The organism is Brenneria sp. L3-3C-1 (assembly GCF_016456245.1).
GTDB lineage: Bacteria > Pseudomonadota > Gammaproteobacteria > Enterobacterales > Enterobacteriaceae > Brenneria.
In genome coordinates this window covers 354,925-370,696 of sequence record NZ_JAEMHF010000001.1, presented here as the reverse complement: position 1 = coordinate 370,696, position 15,772 = coordinate 354,925, and the positions used below count along the sequence as shown (strand labels likewise).

General features: G+C 55.4%; 11 protein-coding genes. 1 reads left to right on the top strand and 10 read right to left on the bottom strand.

The window, feature by feature from the left end; translation table 11 throughout:
• Window positions 1–331: 331 nt before the first annotated feature.
• The 4 genes from mukB to cmoM are packed head-to-tail and all read right to left on the bottom strand — an operon-like array spanning window position 332 to window position 7,584.
• Window positions 332–4,771 (bottom strand): chromosome partition protein MukB, encoded by a 4,440-nt coding sequence (gene mukB / locus JG725_RS01645; protein WP_199376271.1) that lies wholly within the window; start codon window positions 4,769–4,771, stop codon window positions 332–334.
• The gene (gene mukE / locus JG725_RS01640; RefSeq protein WP_199376269.1) at window positions 4,768–5,496 is read right to left on the bottom strand and encodes a chromosome partition protein MukE; all 729 of its coding nucleotides are present in this window, start codon (window positions 5,494–5,496) and stop codon (window positions 4,768–4,770) included. The genes mukB and mukE overlap by 4 nt, the downstream gene beginning before the upstream one ends.
• A complete protein-coding gene (gene mukF / locus JG725_RS01635) occupies window positions 5,477–6,802 on the bottom strand; it encodes a chromosome partition protein MukF (RefSeq protein WP_199376267.1) in 1,326 nt (441 codons plus the stop codon). Before mukF ends, mukE begins: the two co-directional genes overlap by 20 nt.
• Window positions 6,799–7,584 (bottom strand): tRNA uridine 5-oxyacetic acid(34) methyltransferase CmoM, encoded by a 786-nt coding sequence (cmoM, locus tag JG725_RS01630; protein WP_199376265.1) that lies wholly within the window; start codon window positions 7,582–7,584, stop codon window positions 6,799–6,801. Before cmoM ends, mukF begins: the two co-directional genes overlap by 4 nt.
• A gap of 171 nt (window positions 7,585–7,755) precedes the next feature.
• On the opposite strand from cmoM, the gene elyC reads away from it, so the two are divergent.
• On the top strand, window positions 7,756–8,544 hold the full coding sequence (gene elyC / locus JG725_RS01625; RefSeq protein ID WP_172288067.1) for an envelope biogenesis factor ElyC: 789 nt from the start codon (window positions 7,756–7,758) through the stop codon (window positions 8,542–8,544).
• A 13-nt stretch (window positions 8,545–8,557) separates the two neighbouring features.
• Here elyC and JG725_RS01620 read toward each other — a convergent pair whose 3' ends face one another.
• The 6 genes from JG725_RS01620 to JG725_RS01595 form a co-directional block, all read right to left on the bottom strand.
• Window positions 8,558–9,451 carry a YcbJ family phosphotransferase gene (locus JG725_RS01620; protein ID WP_172288068.1) on the bottom strand — a complete coding sequence of 298 codons (894 nt, stop codon included), beginning with the start codon at window positions 9,449–9,451 and terminating at the stop codon, window positions 8,558–8,560.
• A gap of 140 nt (window positions 9,452–9,591) precedes the next feature.
• Complete coding sequence (gene kdsB / locus JG725_RS01615; RefSeq protein WP_172288070.1) at window positions 9,592–10,341, bottom strand: 3-deoxy-manno-octulosonate cytidylyltransferase; 750 nt, start codon at window positions 10,339–10,341, stop codon at window positions 9,592–9,594.
• Window positions 10,338–10,520, bottom strand: a complete 183-nt coding sequence (locus tag JG725_RS01610; RefSeq protein WP_172288071.1) for a Trm112 family protein — start codon at window positions 10,518–10,520, stop codon at window positions 10,338–10,340. Before JG725_RS01610 ends, kdsB begins: the two co-directional genes overlap by 4 nt.
• A gap of 113 nt (window positions 10,521–10,633) precedes the next feature.
• Complete coding sequence (gene lpxK, locus JG725_RS01605; protein ID WP_199376263.1) at window positions 10,634–11,647, bottom strand: tetraacyldisaccharide 4'-kinase; 1,014 nt, start codon at window positions 11,645–11,647, stop codon at window positions 10,634–10,636.
• Window positions 11,644–13,392 (bottom strand): lipid A ABC transporter ATP-binding protein/permease MsbA, encoded by a 1,749-nt coding sequence (gene msbA, locus JG725_RS01600; protein ID WP_172288792.1) that lies wholly within the window; start codon window positions 13,390–13,392, stop codon window positions 11,644–11,646. The genes lpxK and msbA overlap by 4 nt, the downstream gene beginning before the upstream one ends.
• A 37-nt stretch (window positions 13,393–13,429) precedes the next feature.
• Window positions 13,430–15,709 carry a ComEC family protein gene (locus JG725_RS01595; RefSeq protein ID WP_199376261.1) on the bottom strand — a complete coding sequence of 760 codons (2,280 nt, stop codon included), beginning with the start codon at window positions 15,707–15,709 and terminating at the stop codon, window positions 13,430–13,432.
• Window positions 15,710–15,772 lie beyond the last annotated feature (63 nt).

Sequence of the window (15,772 nt, the reverse complement as noted above, 5' to 3'; positions counted from 1 at the left end):
ACACATTAACCACAATGCCTTCCACGACAAGCCATTTTGATGGTGTAAATAAATTAACCCGGCTTAAATATTGCAGAGAAAATGGTTGTTTTTTTAAGTAGCAATATTAACCGGTAATTATCTGCGGCATATATTGCCTTTCCAGACTGAAATACTTCATCGGTCTTACTATCAGTATATAAAGAGAAAAATATTTTTGCTTCTCTGATGACAGGATTATTTTACTGGTCCGGCAAGTTGCCCGATTAACTTTCACATAATCATCGTCAGGCTAAAAAATAAAGCCGCTCAAAAAAGCGGCTTTGCACATAAAATACTTTGTTCACCCACGCTAGGAAGCCTGTTCCCGGATCTCTGTCGCGTCACCGGCAAAGCCCCGCAGCCCTACCACATGAACGTGTTCGTTGTTCTGATAGACCTTACGAACCAGCTTATAGGTAGTGCCTTTTTCCGGGCTGATATTTTCCGGGGCGGCAATAATCAACTGCATTTCCAGACGATCGCAAAGCTCAAACAGCGTAGCAATCGACTTCGCATCCAAGCGGGCGGCCTCATCAAGGAACAATAAGCGGCAAGGGGATATGTCTTTGCCACGCAGGCGCTTCGATTCCTCTTCCCAGCTTTGCACCACCATGACCAGAATCGACATACCGGTGCCGATCGCCTCCCCGGTCGACAACGCGCCGCTTTCGGCCCGTAACCAGCCATCGGCTCCCCGGTTGACTTCGACTTCCATCTCCAGGTAGTTCCGGTAATCCAGCAGCTCTTCGCCAATGGTTTGCGGCGTCCGCTGCCCCATATCGATTTCAGGATTCAGGCGTTGATACAGTTTCGCCAACGCTTCGGAGAAGGTCAGCCGGTTACTGTTGAACAGATCCTGATGCATCTCCTGCTGTTCGGACAATACGTTCAGCAATGTAGTATGCGTTTCCCGCACGTTCACGTTCAGACGCACGCTTTTCACCTGACCGAAAGCGACGGATTGCAGCCCCTGATTCAACATGCGGATACGGTTTTGCTCGCGCTGGATGGTCTTGCGGATAATATTCGCCACGCTGCGCGAACTGATGGCCAGCATCTGCTCACGCGCGGTCAGCTCTTCCGTCAGACGATTCAGCTCAATCTCCATCTGTTCGATGGCCTCCACCGGATCGTCGGTACGGATAATATCCTGCCGGATACGCTCGCGCAGATGCTGGTATACCGCGATATAGAACTGAATTTTGCGCTCCGGGCGTTTGGGATCTTCGGAAAGACGCAGCACGTCGCGCAGATGTTCATTATCCGCTACCGCCAAACGCAGCGCGCCCAGCGCCTTGTCCGACATGGAACGCAGTTCGTCGCCATCCATATAGGCCAGTTCACGGCGGTGCAAACGCCGCTCAACGCCGTTATCCCTGACCAGGCGCATCACCGTGCACCAGCCCGCCTTGGCGGTTACCACCTGCTCGCGCATCTGATGGTAATCCCGCTCCAGTTTGCGTAATTTCTTCTGCAACCCCTCCATTTCCGCTTCACAGAACGTAATCTGTTTTTCCAACTGATTGCGGCGCGCGCGGTTATTACTTAAGGCGGCATGCAGTTCATCGCGACGTTGACGGGCGCGAGACTCGGCATCCGCATCCGCGCGCACGCCAATGTCCTGAAGCTCTTGCGTCAGCTCTTTCAGCATGTCGCACTTCGCGTCGTAAGAGCTTTTCAGCGACGCCTGCACCTGACTGTATTGCGTCAGTTGAGACTGATGCTGACGCAGTTGTTCGCGGGCCCGGGTTCGTTCCGTCTCAGCCTGCTCCAGACGATGGCGCAGTTTGTCATTCAGGTCTGCGTTTTCGCCCAGCATCCCCGCCGAGTCGGTATAGCTGAAATGCGCCCGACGTTGCACAACCTCGGTGAGCGCAAACGCCTGCTGTTTCGCCTGGCGCTGCGCATTCTGCGCCTGCACGTAATCTTCCTGAAGCTGTTGATGCTGTTGCGGATCGTTTTCCAGAACCGACGCCACTGATTCCAGCTTTGTCAGCGCCGCGCCATGTTGCTGGATAAAACGCACCGACTCTTCGGTCTCTTCCAACTCGGCGCGAATTTCCTCAACGCGATCCGGCAAGCTGTCATCGCACAACAGGCTGATGCGCGGGATCAGCTTATTAAGCTGACTGCTGCCCTCTTTCGCCTGTTCATATTGCTGACGCTGCTGCTGATTCTCACCGTCGAAATTCGCCATCGCCCGCTCAAGCTCGCCACGGCGTGAATTCAAGGCATGAATTTCCGCTTCCGGATCGTCATCAAACGCCACCGCCAGATGCGTACCGATAAAACGGCTAAAGGATTGATGCAACCGCTGGGTTTTCTGCACGTCGAATGACAGCGTGGCATAGTGCTCCGCCAGCGTTTCACGTTCGTCGCGCAGGCTTTCGAGACGCATTTCGCGCGCGGCGCGGCCAAATAAAGGCACCTCCGGGAAGCGGGAGTAACGCCACTGCCGGTCGGCCACTTTCACCACCACCGCCCGCTCCAGCTCCTCGACGGCAAACACGCTGTCATCAAATGATTGCGGATCCCCTTCGATCAGGTACAGATCTTCAGGGCAGTCTTCCAGACCCGCCAACTGCTCCCGCACCAATGAGAGATCCGCCACCACGATGCCGTGCCGGGAAGGGCCATAAAGCGCTGAGAAATAAGGTGCGTCATCCAGCGTGACGTCATCGTAGATTTCCGACAGCAAGACGCCGCCAAAGCGTTCCGCCAGCGCATTCAACCGCGGATCTTCGGAACCGCCGGGCTGGCTGAGGCGCTCAATCTGCGCTTCGATACTGCGTTTGCGGGCGGCAATTTCATCGCGCTCGACCGTGGTTTCACGCTCGCGCTCCAGCAATTGCTGCATGTACTCCGTCACCTGCCGGCTGTCTTCAAACGTCTCGCCGCTTTGCTCGCTCAACTGGGTCAACGTTTCCTGCGCCGCCAGCCAGACCGGCGCGCGGGCGGTCAATTGCTGAATGCGTTGCTGTACCTGATCCAGTTCCTGACGCAGCGCCATGCGGCGCTCGCCGGCTTCCGCCACCAGCGACGACAGGGTTTCAATACGCGCCTCAAGCTCCTGCTGAAGAGATTCGAGATCTTCCGGCTGATAATCCTGCCCGTGACGTTTACAGAAATCCTGCAATAGCCGCTCCGCGTCCTGCTGTTCGCGCAGTCGCTGTTCCAGCTCCGATAACCGCATACGCAACGGCTGCACGCGCTCAGCCTGATAACGCTGTGAGGAACTGTCGCGCAATAGATCACGCGCCACCTGCCAGGCGTCGCCGCGGCTGACCGCGCCGGCAATCCGGGTCACCAGTTGGTAAGCCTGTTCAAACTGGCTGTGCGCGGCATCCGCCACGCTCAGTTTCTGCTCCAGCATCAGCAGCACTTCCGTGGTTTCCTGCTCTTTCGCCTGATAGCTTTCCAGCCATTCATCCGCGTTGTCGGCGGTTAGCTGCGGCAACTGGCATAACGTACGCGCACGCTCCAAGGCCTGTTGCGCCTGCTGATATTGAATCGCCCGGGTTTGCTGCACATCAAGCGCCTGCTGGTAGTCGGCAAGCTGGCTTTTCAGCTCATCCACTTCCAGTTCGGCGGCATCGGCCCGGGCTTCATTCTCAGCCTGTTGCTCCCGCGCCTCTTCAACCACTTCATTTTGTTCTTCCAGCCGGTAGCTCAGCTCTTCCAGATCCGCGTTGTAACGCTCGATTTTTTCCTGCTGACGCATGGCGGTCTGCACCAGATTCAGGTGGTCGCTGGCAGCCTGATAATCCGTTTCCAAATCGCTCTCGGCGCCGCTTTGCTCTTCGAGTTCACGGGCCATTTCAACATGGCGGTATTGTTCGGCAACCAGCTGTTTACGGCTGCCGAACAGATCGCGACGCAGTTCCAGCGCGCTATCCAGATGAATACGCCGCTCATTGGCATGGCGCATATAGTCTGCGGCGACATAGGACGTGGCCTCGGAGATCAAGTGCTTAAACAAATCACGATCGGACTGGGTGACGCGGATGGCTTCCAGCGTCATGCGGTTCTCGCGCAGTGCCGCTTCCATATCCTGGAACGCTTTGCGCACGCCGCTGTTTTCCGGCAGTAAATAATCGCGCAGCGAGCGGGTGATGGCGCTGGAGATGCCGCCGTACAATGACGCTTCAATCAGCCGATAGAACTTGCTGCGATCGGCGGCCGAACGTAAACGGCGCGGAACCACGCCCAGATCGAACATCAGCGAGTGGTAATCGGTGATGGAGTTGAATTGTTTGAACTGAACCCCTTCCATCTCCTCAACCCGCTCTTTCAACTCCTGCAAAGAGAGAACGCGCGCCTGACGCTCGCCGACCACCTCGGTCAGAATTTGCGTCGGCTGGATGGCCGTCGGCAGCCCCTGGATGGTGAAAGGCTTGATATCCACCTTGCGATCGCGGCCGGCGACCTGTTGCAGGCGCACCCCCACCAGCACACGCTGATGACGGGAGTTAATCACATCAAGGGTGGAATAGCAGACCCCGGCGCGCAGCTTGCCGTGCAGCCCTTTGTCGCGTGAACCGCTGGTGGCGCCGGCCTCGGTGGTATTACGGAAATGCAGTAACGTCAGGTCGGGGATCAGCGCCGTAATAAACGCCGCCATGGTGGTCGATTTACCCGCCCCGTTGCCGCCGGATAGCGTGGTGACCAGCTCATCCAGATCAAACGTGCGGGCGAAAAAACCATTCCAGTTAACCAGCGTCAGTGAGCGAAATTTACCGCGTTCAATCATTCCTGTTCATCCTCAACACTCTCCGACCGGGTATCGTCTGCGCGATCGTTTTCGTCGCTTTCGTCTTTCAGCGACAGGCTGCCTTCAACCGGCATCGCTTCACCGTCGCGAATCATCCGTAGTTGCGCCTCACGGGCATCGTCGCCGCTGCGCACATCGGCGCCGAAGCGGAATACCGATTCGGTAATACGAAACTTGCTGTTGTCGCTGCCCATGAAATAAATCATGCCCAGCCGACGCAGACGGTTGAGCGACGTGCGTACTTTTTCCTGAAGCTTTTGTCGATCCAGATCGGAACCTGTCGAACGCTGGTTAACCAGCTTCAGCAATTTGTTTTCATCCGCCAGACTGAGCAATTCTTCATACAGCTCCTGCGGACTGAAAATACCTTCATGCGCCAGACGTTCAGGACTGAGGTATAAATAGCAGAGAATTTTCCCCACCATCATATCCAGTTCAGACAAGACCGAGCGCGGGATCAGCGTCGTCGAGCGCGGACGCAGGTAGAAAAAACCTTCCGGCGCGCGGATCAGCTCCACATTGTAACGGCCGTAAAACTCTTCCAGTTCTTCCTGAAAATCCATCAGAAAGGCATGATTTTCAAGCTCTTCAATCCCGATATGACGGCCGGCGCGAAGCTGGCTGTCCAACGCGGGGAAGAGCATATTCGACAGCGCCGTCGCCAGCCTGACTGGCATGATTTGTTCAATATTTGTCGATGACATGGGCCTGTACCTTGGCTCCGTAATCATTGATTACCTGCCATAGCGCAGGCAATCCGGTGAAATCTGATTCGGCCACACCCAGGCGGACAGCCTGGTCGACCACGATTCGGGCAACATCAAAATGCCGAGAGCGGGGATACTGCGTGAGATACTCGCGCATCACATCGCTTAAATTAAGCGGTATTTGTTGCGCCTTATATTTATGCAGCGCCTGTTCCACCAACGCGATCAACTGCTCGCGCATCTCGCTGAACTCTTCATATTCCAACTCCGGCGGCAATTCGCCGGTCACTTCGTCACTGCGTAACGCCAACTCCTCATCACGCATATCCAGCAAACGATCGGCGTTGGCGAAAGTTAATGCCCACGGACTGTCAAAATAGCTTTGCACCGACTGGCGCAACCGTTGGGCGAACACCCGGTTTTTATCCATATCAATGGCGGTACGGATAAATTTATGCACGTGGCGATCGTAACCGATCCACAGATCAATGGTTTGCTGGCCCCAACTGACGATACGGTCAAGTTTGCTTTGCAGATCGAACACCAGCTTATCAACAAATTCCAGGTTATTCGGGTTGTTCAGAATCGCATCCTGGATACTCAACAGACTGGCCTGCAATTTGTCGCCCGCCGCTTCCAGCGTATCCTGCAATTCGCGCAGCGTGCTTGATGTTTCCGTCAACAGCTGTTCACAACTGGTGATCGCCGCGCGCCAATCCTGGCTCAGCAAGGCGGCGATATCGTCTTTTACCCCCTGCTGCTGTTCATCCATCAGCCGTTGGGATAGATCGATGCTGTCAAAAATTTCCGCGACGGAATATTTCAACGGCGCAAAAACATGCCGATGCCAGTGAAACTCGTCGCCGCCCTCTTCCGCCGCATCAGCCGCACGTTTAAGCTCCTGAGCCACAATAGAAAGCTGCATGGAGAGACGCAGCGTCGAGAACTCACGCTGGCGAATGTAATAATCGGTAATGCCGATCCCCAGCGGCGTCAGGCGATAGATGGCATTGCCATCCGCCAGTTCGCTGGTAAAGCGATTAAGCAGCCGTTGGCGCACCAAATCGTTAATTGCATTATTGGCGCGCACGGCAATGGTTTCGTTTGTCTGATCAAATCCCTGACTGACATGGCGAAAAGCATCAACCAGTTCGCCTTCGCTCATTTCACCATCCATGCGCTCACCGTTCAGTGTCGCTATCGCCAGCAAAAAAGCCAGACGCTCCGTGGGAAGTGAAAGGGAAAAATCATTTTTTCGTGCCCAGGCCACCAGTTCGGGTACAGTCTGGGAAAAATCACTCATAATGCATCCTTCAAATGGGGTTTGCGCGCCATGACATGGATATAGCGCCCCAGACTCACAAAGGGCTCCTGCCGACAGTAACGCTGCTCAAGTTCCAGGATCTCGGCAAAATTATCACTTTGTTGCTGCTTATTCTGCAAATAGTCATGAAACACCCGCACGCCCGTCTTACCCTGGATAGACAACCCCAGCTCATCAAGCCAGCCATAAACCTGCTGCGGATCCAGCGGGTGATCGGGCGATAGCGACCGCCGTTTACGCTTCGGCATGCCGGCCTGCACATAGGCAAAATTACCCAATACCATATTGCGCATCAACAAAGCATGCTGGTTATAGAACATCAGCGACAACACACCGCCCGGCGACAAACAATCATACAATATCTTAAGCGCCTGCTGTGGTTGCGCCACCCATTCCAGCACCGCGTGAAACAATATCAGATCGGCGGGCTTATCCATATATTGACCGATATCCTGCGCGGCGCTTTGTACAAAACGCATGTTATGGATCACATCCTGTGCGCCGGCGGCCTGTTTGGCGCGCTGAATCATCTCATCTGATAAATCGCACAACAAGACCTGATGTCCTAAAGCCGCCAGACGGCAGGCCATATGTCCTTCGCCGCCGCCCGCATCCAGAATGTTCAGGGGCCGGTCGGGAAACTGCGCCAGCAGACCGCTGAGATCCTGCCATAATACCGCCTGTCGCAGTCTCCCCTTGGTGGTGCCATAAATGTTCCGGGCAAACTTTTCAGCGATATCGTTAAAATTGCGATCCTGCATCAGTCAAAGGTTCCGCATAATGATAGTCATGGCTAATAAAAAATGCGTGGCAATCGCGCGCACCGGGCTTGGTTGAAGCTGCTATTCTGGCACAGGCTGACGTAGAATAAATCGTCTTACCTAATGATATCTGCCCGGATGCGGTTTTTTTCACCCACAGGATGCAATTGTATGCTTTTCATCGTTAAAAAATCTATCGGCGGCCTGTTGCAGCCCTTACCGTTGCTGTTGTTATTAATGGGCATCGGTCTGTTGCTGTTGTGGCGCACGCGATGGCAACGCGGCGGTAAAACGTTGATTCTGGTGAGTTGGCTGACGCTGGTGTTGATCAGTATTCAGCCCGTCGCCGATCGTCTGCTCTTGCCGTTGGAAAAGCATTATCCCACCTGGCGGCAGAACCAGCCCCACGTGAATTACATTGTGGTATTGGGCGGAGGATACACCTATAACCCGGACTGGGCGCCAAGCTCCAACCTTATCGGCAACAGCCTGCCGCGCGTAACCGAAGGTATCCGGCTTTATTACGCCAACCCCGGCGCCAAAATGATTTTCACCGGCGCCGCGGCGCAAGGCAATCCGGTGAGCAGCGCGAAAACGGCGGCGCTGGTTGCTGAAAGCTTAGGGATCCCGGCTCAGGATATCCTGATACTGGATACGCCGCGGGATACGGAAGAAGAAGCCGCCAGCACGGCAAAAATCGTCGGCAGGCAGCCCTTTTTACTGGTGACCTCGGCTAACCATTTACCCCGCGCGATCCGTTTTTTCCAGGCGCAAGGCTTGAACCCGATCCCCGCCCCCGCTAATCAAATGGCGATTACCACGGCGCTGAATCCGTGGGAAAAGGTATTTCCTTCGGCCTACTATCTGTCGCACAGCGAGCGGGCCTGGTATGAAACGTTAGGGCGCCTATGGCAAAGCCTGAAAGGCGTCAAAGCGGCGCAGAACTCGCCGGATCAATAAGCGTCGCCGGCTTTTATTCCAACCAGGGGGACAGCTCGCACGAGGCGGCATCAAACAATCGGCGATCCAGTTGGCCGGTATGAATATAGCGGGCGACGGCTTCCCAGATAACGTACAGCCAGCGGCGGTAAACAAATGACTCGGCAACCGGCGCTTTGCTGAGATAGTGATATAACAGCTGTTCCGGCATGCCCGATTCGCATAGCCGCAGCAGCTCGTACTCTCTGGGCGCCCAGAGCATCATGCCCGGATTGATCATCGCCAGTAGCTGATCGCTGCGGGGATCTTTCAGCATACTGCGTAAAGAGAGATTACCGTGCACCAACACACAGCTATCGTTGAAATCATCAAATAACGCCGGGAGGCATTGACGGGAACGGTATAGCAGACTGCGATCGCCCTGCGTCAATAACGGCGCATTGATGTTGAGCAGCGTGGCCCACAGAACTTCCAGGCGCTGTTGATACCAGCTAAACCAGTCATTTTCCTGCGTGCTGTCAACCGAACCGACACAACCGTGGCTATCGATACGGTGCCAGGCCAGCACGCTTTCCACGATTTGATCCATCAGCAGCGTCCAGCGCTGCGCCGTGCGGGTCGGCGCCTCCACGGAAACGCCGCGCAGACGTTCGATCAACAGCAGCTCTTTATAGGGCGGCTGCTGGGTAATCACCACGCCGTATACCGTCGGTAGCCGGACATCGCCTTCACGCGCCAGCATGGAAAGCTTATAGGCCTCCTGCTGCGCCACCCCCTGACAAACGTAGCTTTTCGCTAGCAACGGGATAGCATTGCCTTCTTTATCGTACAACGCGTACAGATGCGCGTAAGGCTGTTCGCTTACGCACTCCAGCCGACTCAGGCTTTCCCCAAGCACCGTACTTAATTCAGCTTTCAACAGTTCCATAAATGGCTAAAACCTCTACTGAGCAGAATCGCTCCATTTGCCATCATGCGGTCAGCCGGTGACAATTTCCTCAATACAGATCAAATAAAGGAAGATCGGCGGTCGTTCTGGATAACCACCCTCTTCATGATGCGCTCACGTCAACGCGCCATGACTTCCCGCACGCGCGCCAAATCCTCCGGCGTATCGACGCCCACGCTGGGAACCGCTTTCGCCACCGCAACGTGGATTTTTTCGCCATACCACAGGACCCGCAGTTGCTCCAGCAGTTCAATTTTCTCCAACTGACTGGGCGCCCAACTGACATAACGGCGCACGAAACCTGCCCGATAGGCATAGATGCCGATGTGCCGCAAAAAATGGTCGCCGATGGTCTCTTTTGAATGCGCAAAGCGCTCACGATCCCAGGGGATGGTCGCACGGGAAAAATACAGCGCGTAACCTTGCGCATCCGTCACGACTTTAACCGCATTGGGATTGAACGCCTCTTCACTGGTTTCAATCGGCACCGCCAGCGTCGCCATCCCGGCGTGGCTGGCGGCCAGATTTTCAGCGACCTGACGGATGATCACCGGCGGGATTAGCGGTTCGTCACCCTGCACATTGACAATGATTTCATCATCGGAAAACCCGTAGCGTTCAATCACCTCCGCCAAACGCTCGGTGCCGGAATTGTGATCCGGACTGGTCAGGCAAACCTCGCCGCCAGACTGGCGGACCACCGCCTGCACATCCGGATGATCGGTCGCCACAATAACCCGCTGCGCCCCCGACTCCTGGGCGCGCTCCATAACATGCACAACCATCGGCTTGCCGTTGATATCGGCCAGCGGCTTGCCCGGCAAACGGCTGGACGCAAAACGCGCCGGAATGATGACGTTGAAGTTCATTGAGTTATCTCGTCAGCCCCTAACGTACGCGCTTCGTGCTCCAGTAAAACAGGAATGCCGTCGCGCACCGGATAAGCCAGCCCATCAACCTTGCATATCAGTTCCTGTTTTTCTTTATTAAAGTACAGTCGTCCGTTACAGACCGGACAGGCGACAATTTCAAGCAAACGGTGATCCATGCTTCCTCCATCAAGAAGCTATCTATATCCGTTATCTTTCAAGTTGCAGCGAGTTGGCTTGCCGCGCCTCAAAATCCATCGGGTATAACAAGGTTAAAATACAACAAACATCGTCAGTCGCAACGCTGGCGCCGGTCTTTCCGCGACAGTTGAAGCAGCCTGTCTAATCGGTTGAGCAATTGTGCGGCATGCGGTTCGGCCAACACCGCGTCAACCGGCAAATACCACCAGTTTCGGCAGGCGAACGGCTTGCATTTGACCGCATCCTTTTCCGTCATCAGCAAGGGTTGCTTTTCATCAACGGTCAGTCGTTTTAGCTGGTCGGCCTGATAGCTTTGATGATCGGCAAAAGCCACCTCACGGGAAACGCTCACGCCTGCATCACGAAGCGTAGCAAAAAAACGCTGTGGATGACCGATGCCCGCCATCGCCACCACGTTCGACAACCGATTCACCGGGCATTTTTCCCCGGAAACCAGATTAACCGCCATTCCTGCCGTCAAGTGCATGGCGATCTCACCGGCCTGCGCCGTTCCGCCGTTGACGATGACCGCATCCACCGATCGCAGCCGGTTTTCCCGCTCACGCATCGGGCCGGCCGGCAACCACCAGCCATTGCCAAAACGCCGAACGCCGTCAATCACCACCAGTTCGATGTCGCGCTCCAGCGCATAATGCTGCAATCCGTCATCGGTGATCACCACATCCAGCGGATAACGCGCCAGCAGCGCTTCCACCGCCTGACGCCGCACTGGCGCGACGGCGACCGGCGCGCCGGTGCGTTGATAAATCAGTACCGGCTCATCGCCTGCCTGAGCCGCGGTCACGCCATCACCAACCAGTAACGGGTAGCATTCCGCTTTGCCGCCGTAACCACGGGAAACGACGCCCGCCCGATACCCTTGGCGCTGCAACTGCTCTACCAGCCAGATAACGACCGGGGTTTTGCCGTTCCCCCCCGCCGTCAAATTTCCCACCACCAATACCGGCACCGACGCTCGCCAGCGTTTACGCCATCCCCGGCGATAACTTAGGCGTATCAGAAAAGTGATAAGCCCGTATAACGCCGACAAGGGTATTAATAGCCAATAAAGCGGCGAGCGTCCCGACCAGATTCGCTCAATCATTCGCCAAACTGCATTTTATGTAATTGGGCGTAGGCGCCATTATTTTCCAGCAGCGCCTTATGCTCGCCGCGTTCAATAATACGCCCGTCTTCAACAACCAGAATCTCATCGGCTTTCTCAATGGTGGACAGACGATGCGCGATAACCAACGCGGTACGATCTTTCTGCAACTCATCCAGCGCCGCCTGAATGGCGCGCTCCGACTCGGTATCCAGCGCCGAGGTCGCCTCATCGAGGATCAGAATAGGACAGTCGCGCAGCAAGGCGCGGGCGATGGCGATACGCTGCCGCTGCCCGCCCGACAGCAGAACGCCGTTCTCGCCGATCATGGTGTCCAGTCCGTTTTCCATCTTGCTGATGAAATCCATGGCATGCGCCATTTTAGCCGCGCGCTCCACCTCTTCCCGGCTATAGCGGTCATTACAGGCATAGGCGATATTATTGGCGATCGTGTCATTAAACAGGTGCACATTCTGCGACACCAGCGCCACCTGACTGCGCAGGGACGCCAGCGTGTACTCGCGCAGGTCATGCCCGTCCAGCAGGATTTCGCCGGCCTGAATGTCATAAAAGCGGGTGATCAGATTGGCGATGGTGGATTTACCCGATCCCGAACGGCCGACCAGCGCGACGGTTTTACCAGGTGGAATATGCAGGCTGATATTTTTCAACGCCAGATTCTCTCTGCCCGCATAGGCAAAATCAACGTTGCGGAACACCAGATCGCCCTTTGCCCGGCCAAGCTCCAGTTTGCCGGTATCTTTTTCCTGCTCCATATCCAGAATGGCAAACAGCGTCTGGCAGGCGGCCATACCGCGCTGGAACTGAGCATTAACGTTAGTCAGCGATTTTAACGGACGCATCAGCGCAATCATTGATGAGAAAACCACGGTAATGGTCCCGGCGGTCAGGGTGTCCATAACGCTTGGGAAACTGGCGGCGAACAGCACGAAAGCCAGCGCCAGCGAAGCAATCATCTGAATAATGGGATCGGAAATCGATGAGGCGGAAACCAGCTTCATGCCCTGCTGGCGCATACGGTTGCTGACCTTGTTGAAGCGCTGAGCTTCCACCTCCTGACCGCCGAAAATCAACACCTCTTTGTGGCCTTTCAACATCTGCTCTGCGCTGGTGGTGACCTGCCCCATCGTATTCTGCATATTTTTACTGATATCGCGAAAACGCTTGGAGACCAGCCGGATCGCCACCGACACAATCGGCGCAATCACAATCAAGATGATGGATAGCTGCCAGCTATAGTAAAACATCAGAATGAAGAGACCGATAATGGACGCCCCTTCCCTGACCACCGTAATCAAGGCGTTTGAGGATGAGGCGGCGACCTGCTCGGAATCATAGGTAATACGGGACAACAGCGTGCCCGTTGATTGCTGGTCGAAAAAGGTAACCGGCATTCCCATAATGTGGTTGAACAGGCGGCGACGCATGCTCATAACCACTTTACCGGACACCCAGGCCACGCAATAACTTGACACAAAACCCGAGGTGCCGCGCATCAGCATCAGTCCGATAACCACTAACGGCATCCAAACCAAAACGGTACGATCGGCTTTGCCAAATCCTTCATCAAGTAATGGCTTAAGCAGAGACAACATTAAGGTATCGCCAGCCGCATTAATAACCAGCGCGATCGCGGCCACAATCAGCCCCGCTTTAAAAGGAGTGATCATCGGCCATAGGCGACGAAACGTCTGCCAGGTGGAGAGATCCTTATCATTCAGCATGCAATAAACCTGAACCGGGAAGAAATAGCCGCCTATTCTACTCATTATACCGCTTTACGCCAAACCACCGATGATACCAGCGGGGCGATATTTGCTCTCTGAAGCGCAGCAGATGCCACGAATCGTTGAAAAAACGCACACTCAGCTGTCCTGACGTCGCCGTATCAAGCCATTCATAGCCATACTGGCGATAACGCGCCACAATTTTTGTCGACGGCAGACGCCACGGATTATAGCGCGCGCTGGAAGAGATAATGCGCTGTGCGTCAACGGCGCGGATAAAAGGCGGCGAAGACGAACTGCCGCTTCCGTGATGAGGAATTTGTAACAAATCCGCAGCCAACGCATTTCTTTGCCATTTAACCAGTTGCCGCTCCGTTTCGGTCTCAATGTCCCCGGTCAGCAATACGCGGTGTTTTCCATCGTCGATACGCACCACGCAGGAATCGTTATTCTCCGCCCTCTCGACCTGCGACACCGGCCACAATACGGTAAAGCGCAACCCCTGCCAGCGCCAGTTTACGCCCTGCCGACAAGGCTGATGGCCGTCCTGTCTGAAAGCGCTGTAAATTTCCGCGTCAGGATACGCCGCTGTGACGGACGCTAATCCGCCGGCATGATCGCTATGGCTGTGGCTCACAATGATTTTTTCCACCACCAGCCCGCGCCACCGTAGATAAGGCAGTATTTCCCTGGTCGCCATGTCGCCGCCGTCCCAACGGTTTCCGGTATCGTACAGGATGGCTTTCCCGTTACGCTCGATAACCACGGCAAGCCCGTGCCCGACATCCAGCATGTCGACCCGCCAGTTGGGTTCCTCATTTTTTATCCGGGACAGGGCCAGAACCAGGACGATGGCAACCACGCTGGCAGGATAGTCGCGCCACCACGTAAAGCGCCAGATCACCACCATCAGCCACCCGGCAATACTGCCGATAAGCAGGGACGCGTGTAGATCAATCCAGCCGGTCTGCATCACGGTCAGCGGGATAAACACGGCTCTCAGCGAACTGTCCGCCAGCCACCATAGCCAGTAATTCAGTTCGGTGACGAACATCATGGGCAAGGCCAGCAGCACTAAGGGCGTGGTGATCAATGACACCACCGGCACGGCCCATAGATTTGCCGGCAAAGAGGTCAGGCTGAATCCATGAAACATACTGAGTTGCAGCGGCATCAACAGCAGCGTCATCCCGGTTTGCAAATGCAGCCAGCGTAGCCAGCACCAGCCAAAACCGGTTTGACATCGTTGCGGCAAGGGCGCCCACTGAAACCAGAAAATCAATGAGGCCACCGCCAGACAGGATAGCCAGAAGCTGTCGGACAGCACGCTGAGCGGGTCACAAACCAAAATAAGCGCCACACACCATAGCCATACCTGCCATGGCGAACAGATGACGCCTTTCATCCTCAGCAGGATCCACAGGCTGAGAGCCAATGCGGCCCTTATCGCCGGGGGATTCCCGCCGGCGAGCCATACATACCCCCACGCCACCAATCCGCTGGTGAATAAGGGAAAACGGTAGCCGATTGTGTGCTCCGGCAAAAAATATTGCATCGTCCGGGCGATCCCCCAGCCGAATAATGCGGCAAGCGCAATATGCAGCCCGGAAATCGCCATCAGGTGCAAGGTGCCAGTTCTCTGGAGTGTAAGCTTGGTTTCGGGACTGACGGTTTTCATTTCGCCGAAAGTCAGCGCCAGTAAAATAGAACGCCACGGCAGCGTCATTGTCCGTTGTTCGGCATGGGAAATAATACGCTGGCGCAGACCACAGGATGGGTCGATCGCCTGCGCCGACATTATCCGTGCCGATAATGGCTGACGCCTGGATATCGCCCAGCGTTGACTGTCAAACCCGCCTTGATTCAGTCGACTATGTACCGGGCGAAAATTGGCGGCGATCCGCCAGCGTTGACCGCCGCACCAGCCCCGCATATTTTGTGACAATGTCACATTCGCGTAAAGGGGTGGAAATATCCGCTTCTGGTCTATTTTCTCCAGCCGGATAACCACCCGAGACTCATCAAGTTCGGCAAAACGCATACTGTTAATCGTGACGACCGCGTTGACCGGGCGCGATGTAACCTGCTCAATTTGTTGCAATAGCGTTTGCGCCGTTAATCCCGCCCAACAAAAACCGAACAGAACGACCGCCATTATCCGTAACGCATAATGAAGACGCCGCCATCCCATCATCACGGCCAGCGCCATCCCGCCCCATAGCACGCCGGCTGGGGGAATTTGCGGTAGGATCAGCAACGGCAAAATACCGAGGATCGCGGCAATAGCGACAGTGCTTACGGATAATCGGCTCATCACCCCGCCCCCCTGGAAACAGCGCTTAGCCGTATCAATGTTTTTAGGAGAAGGAATAGTGCG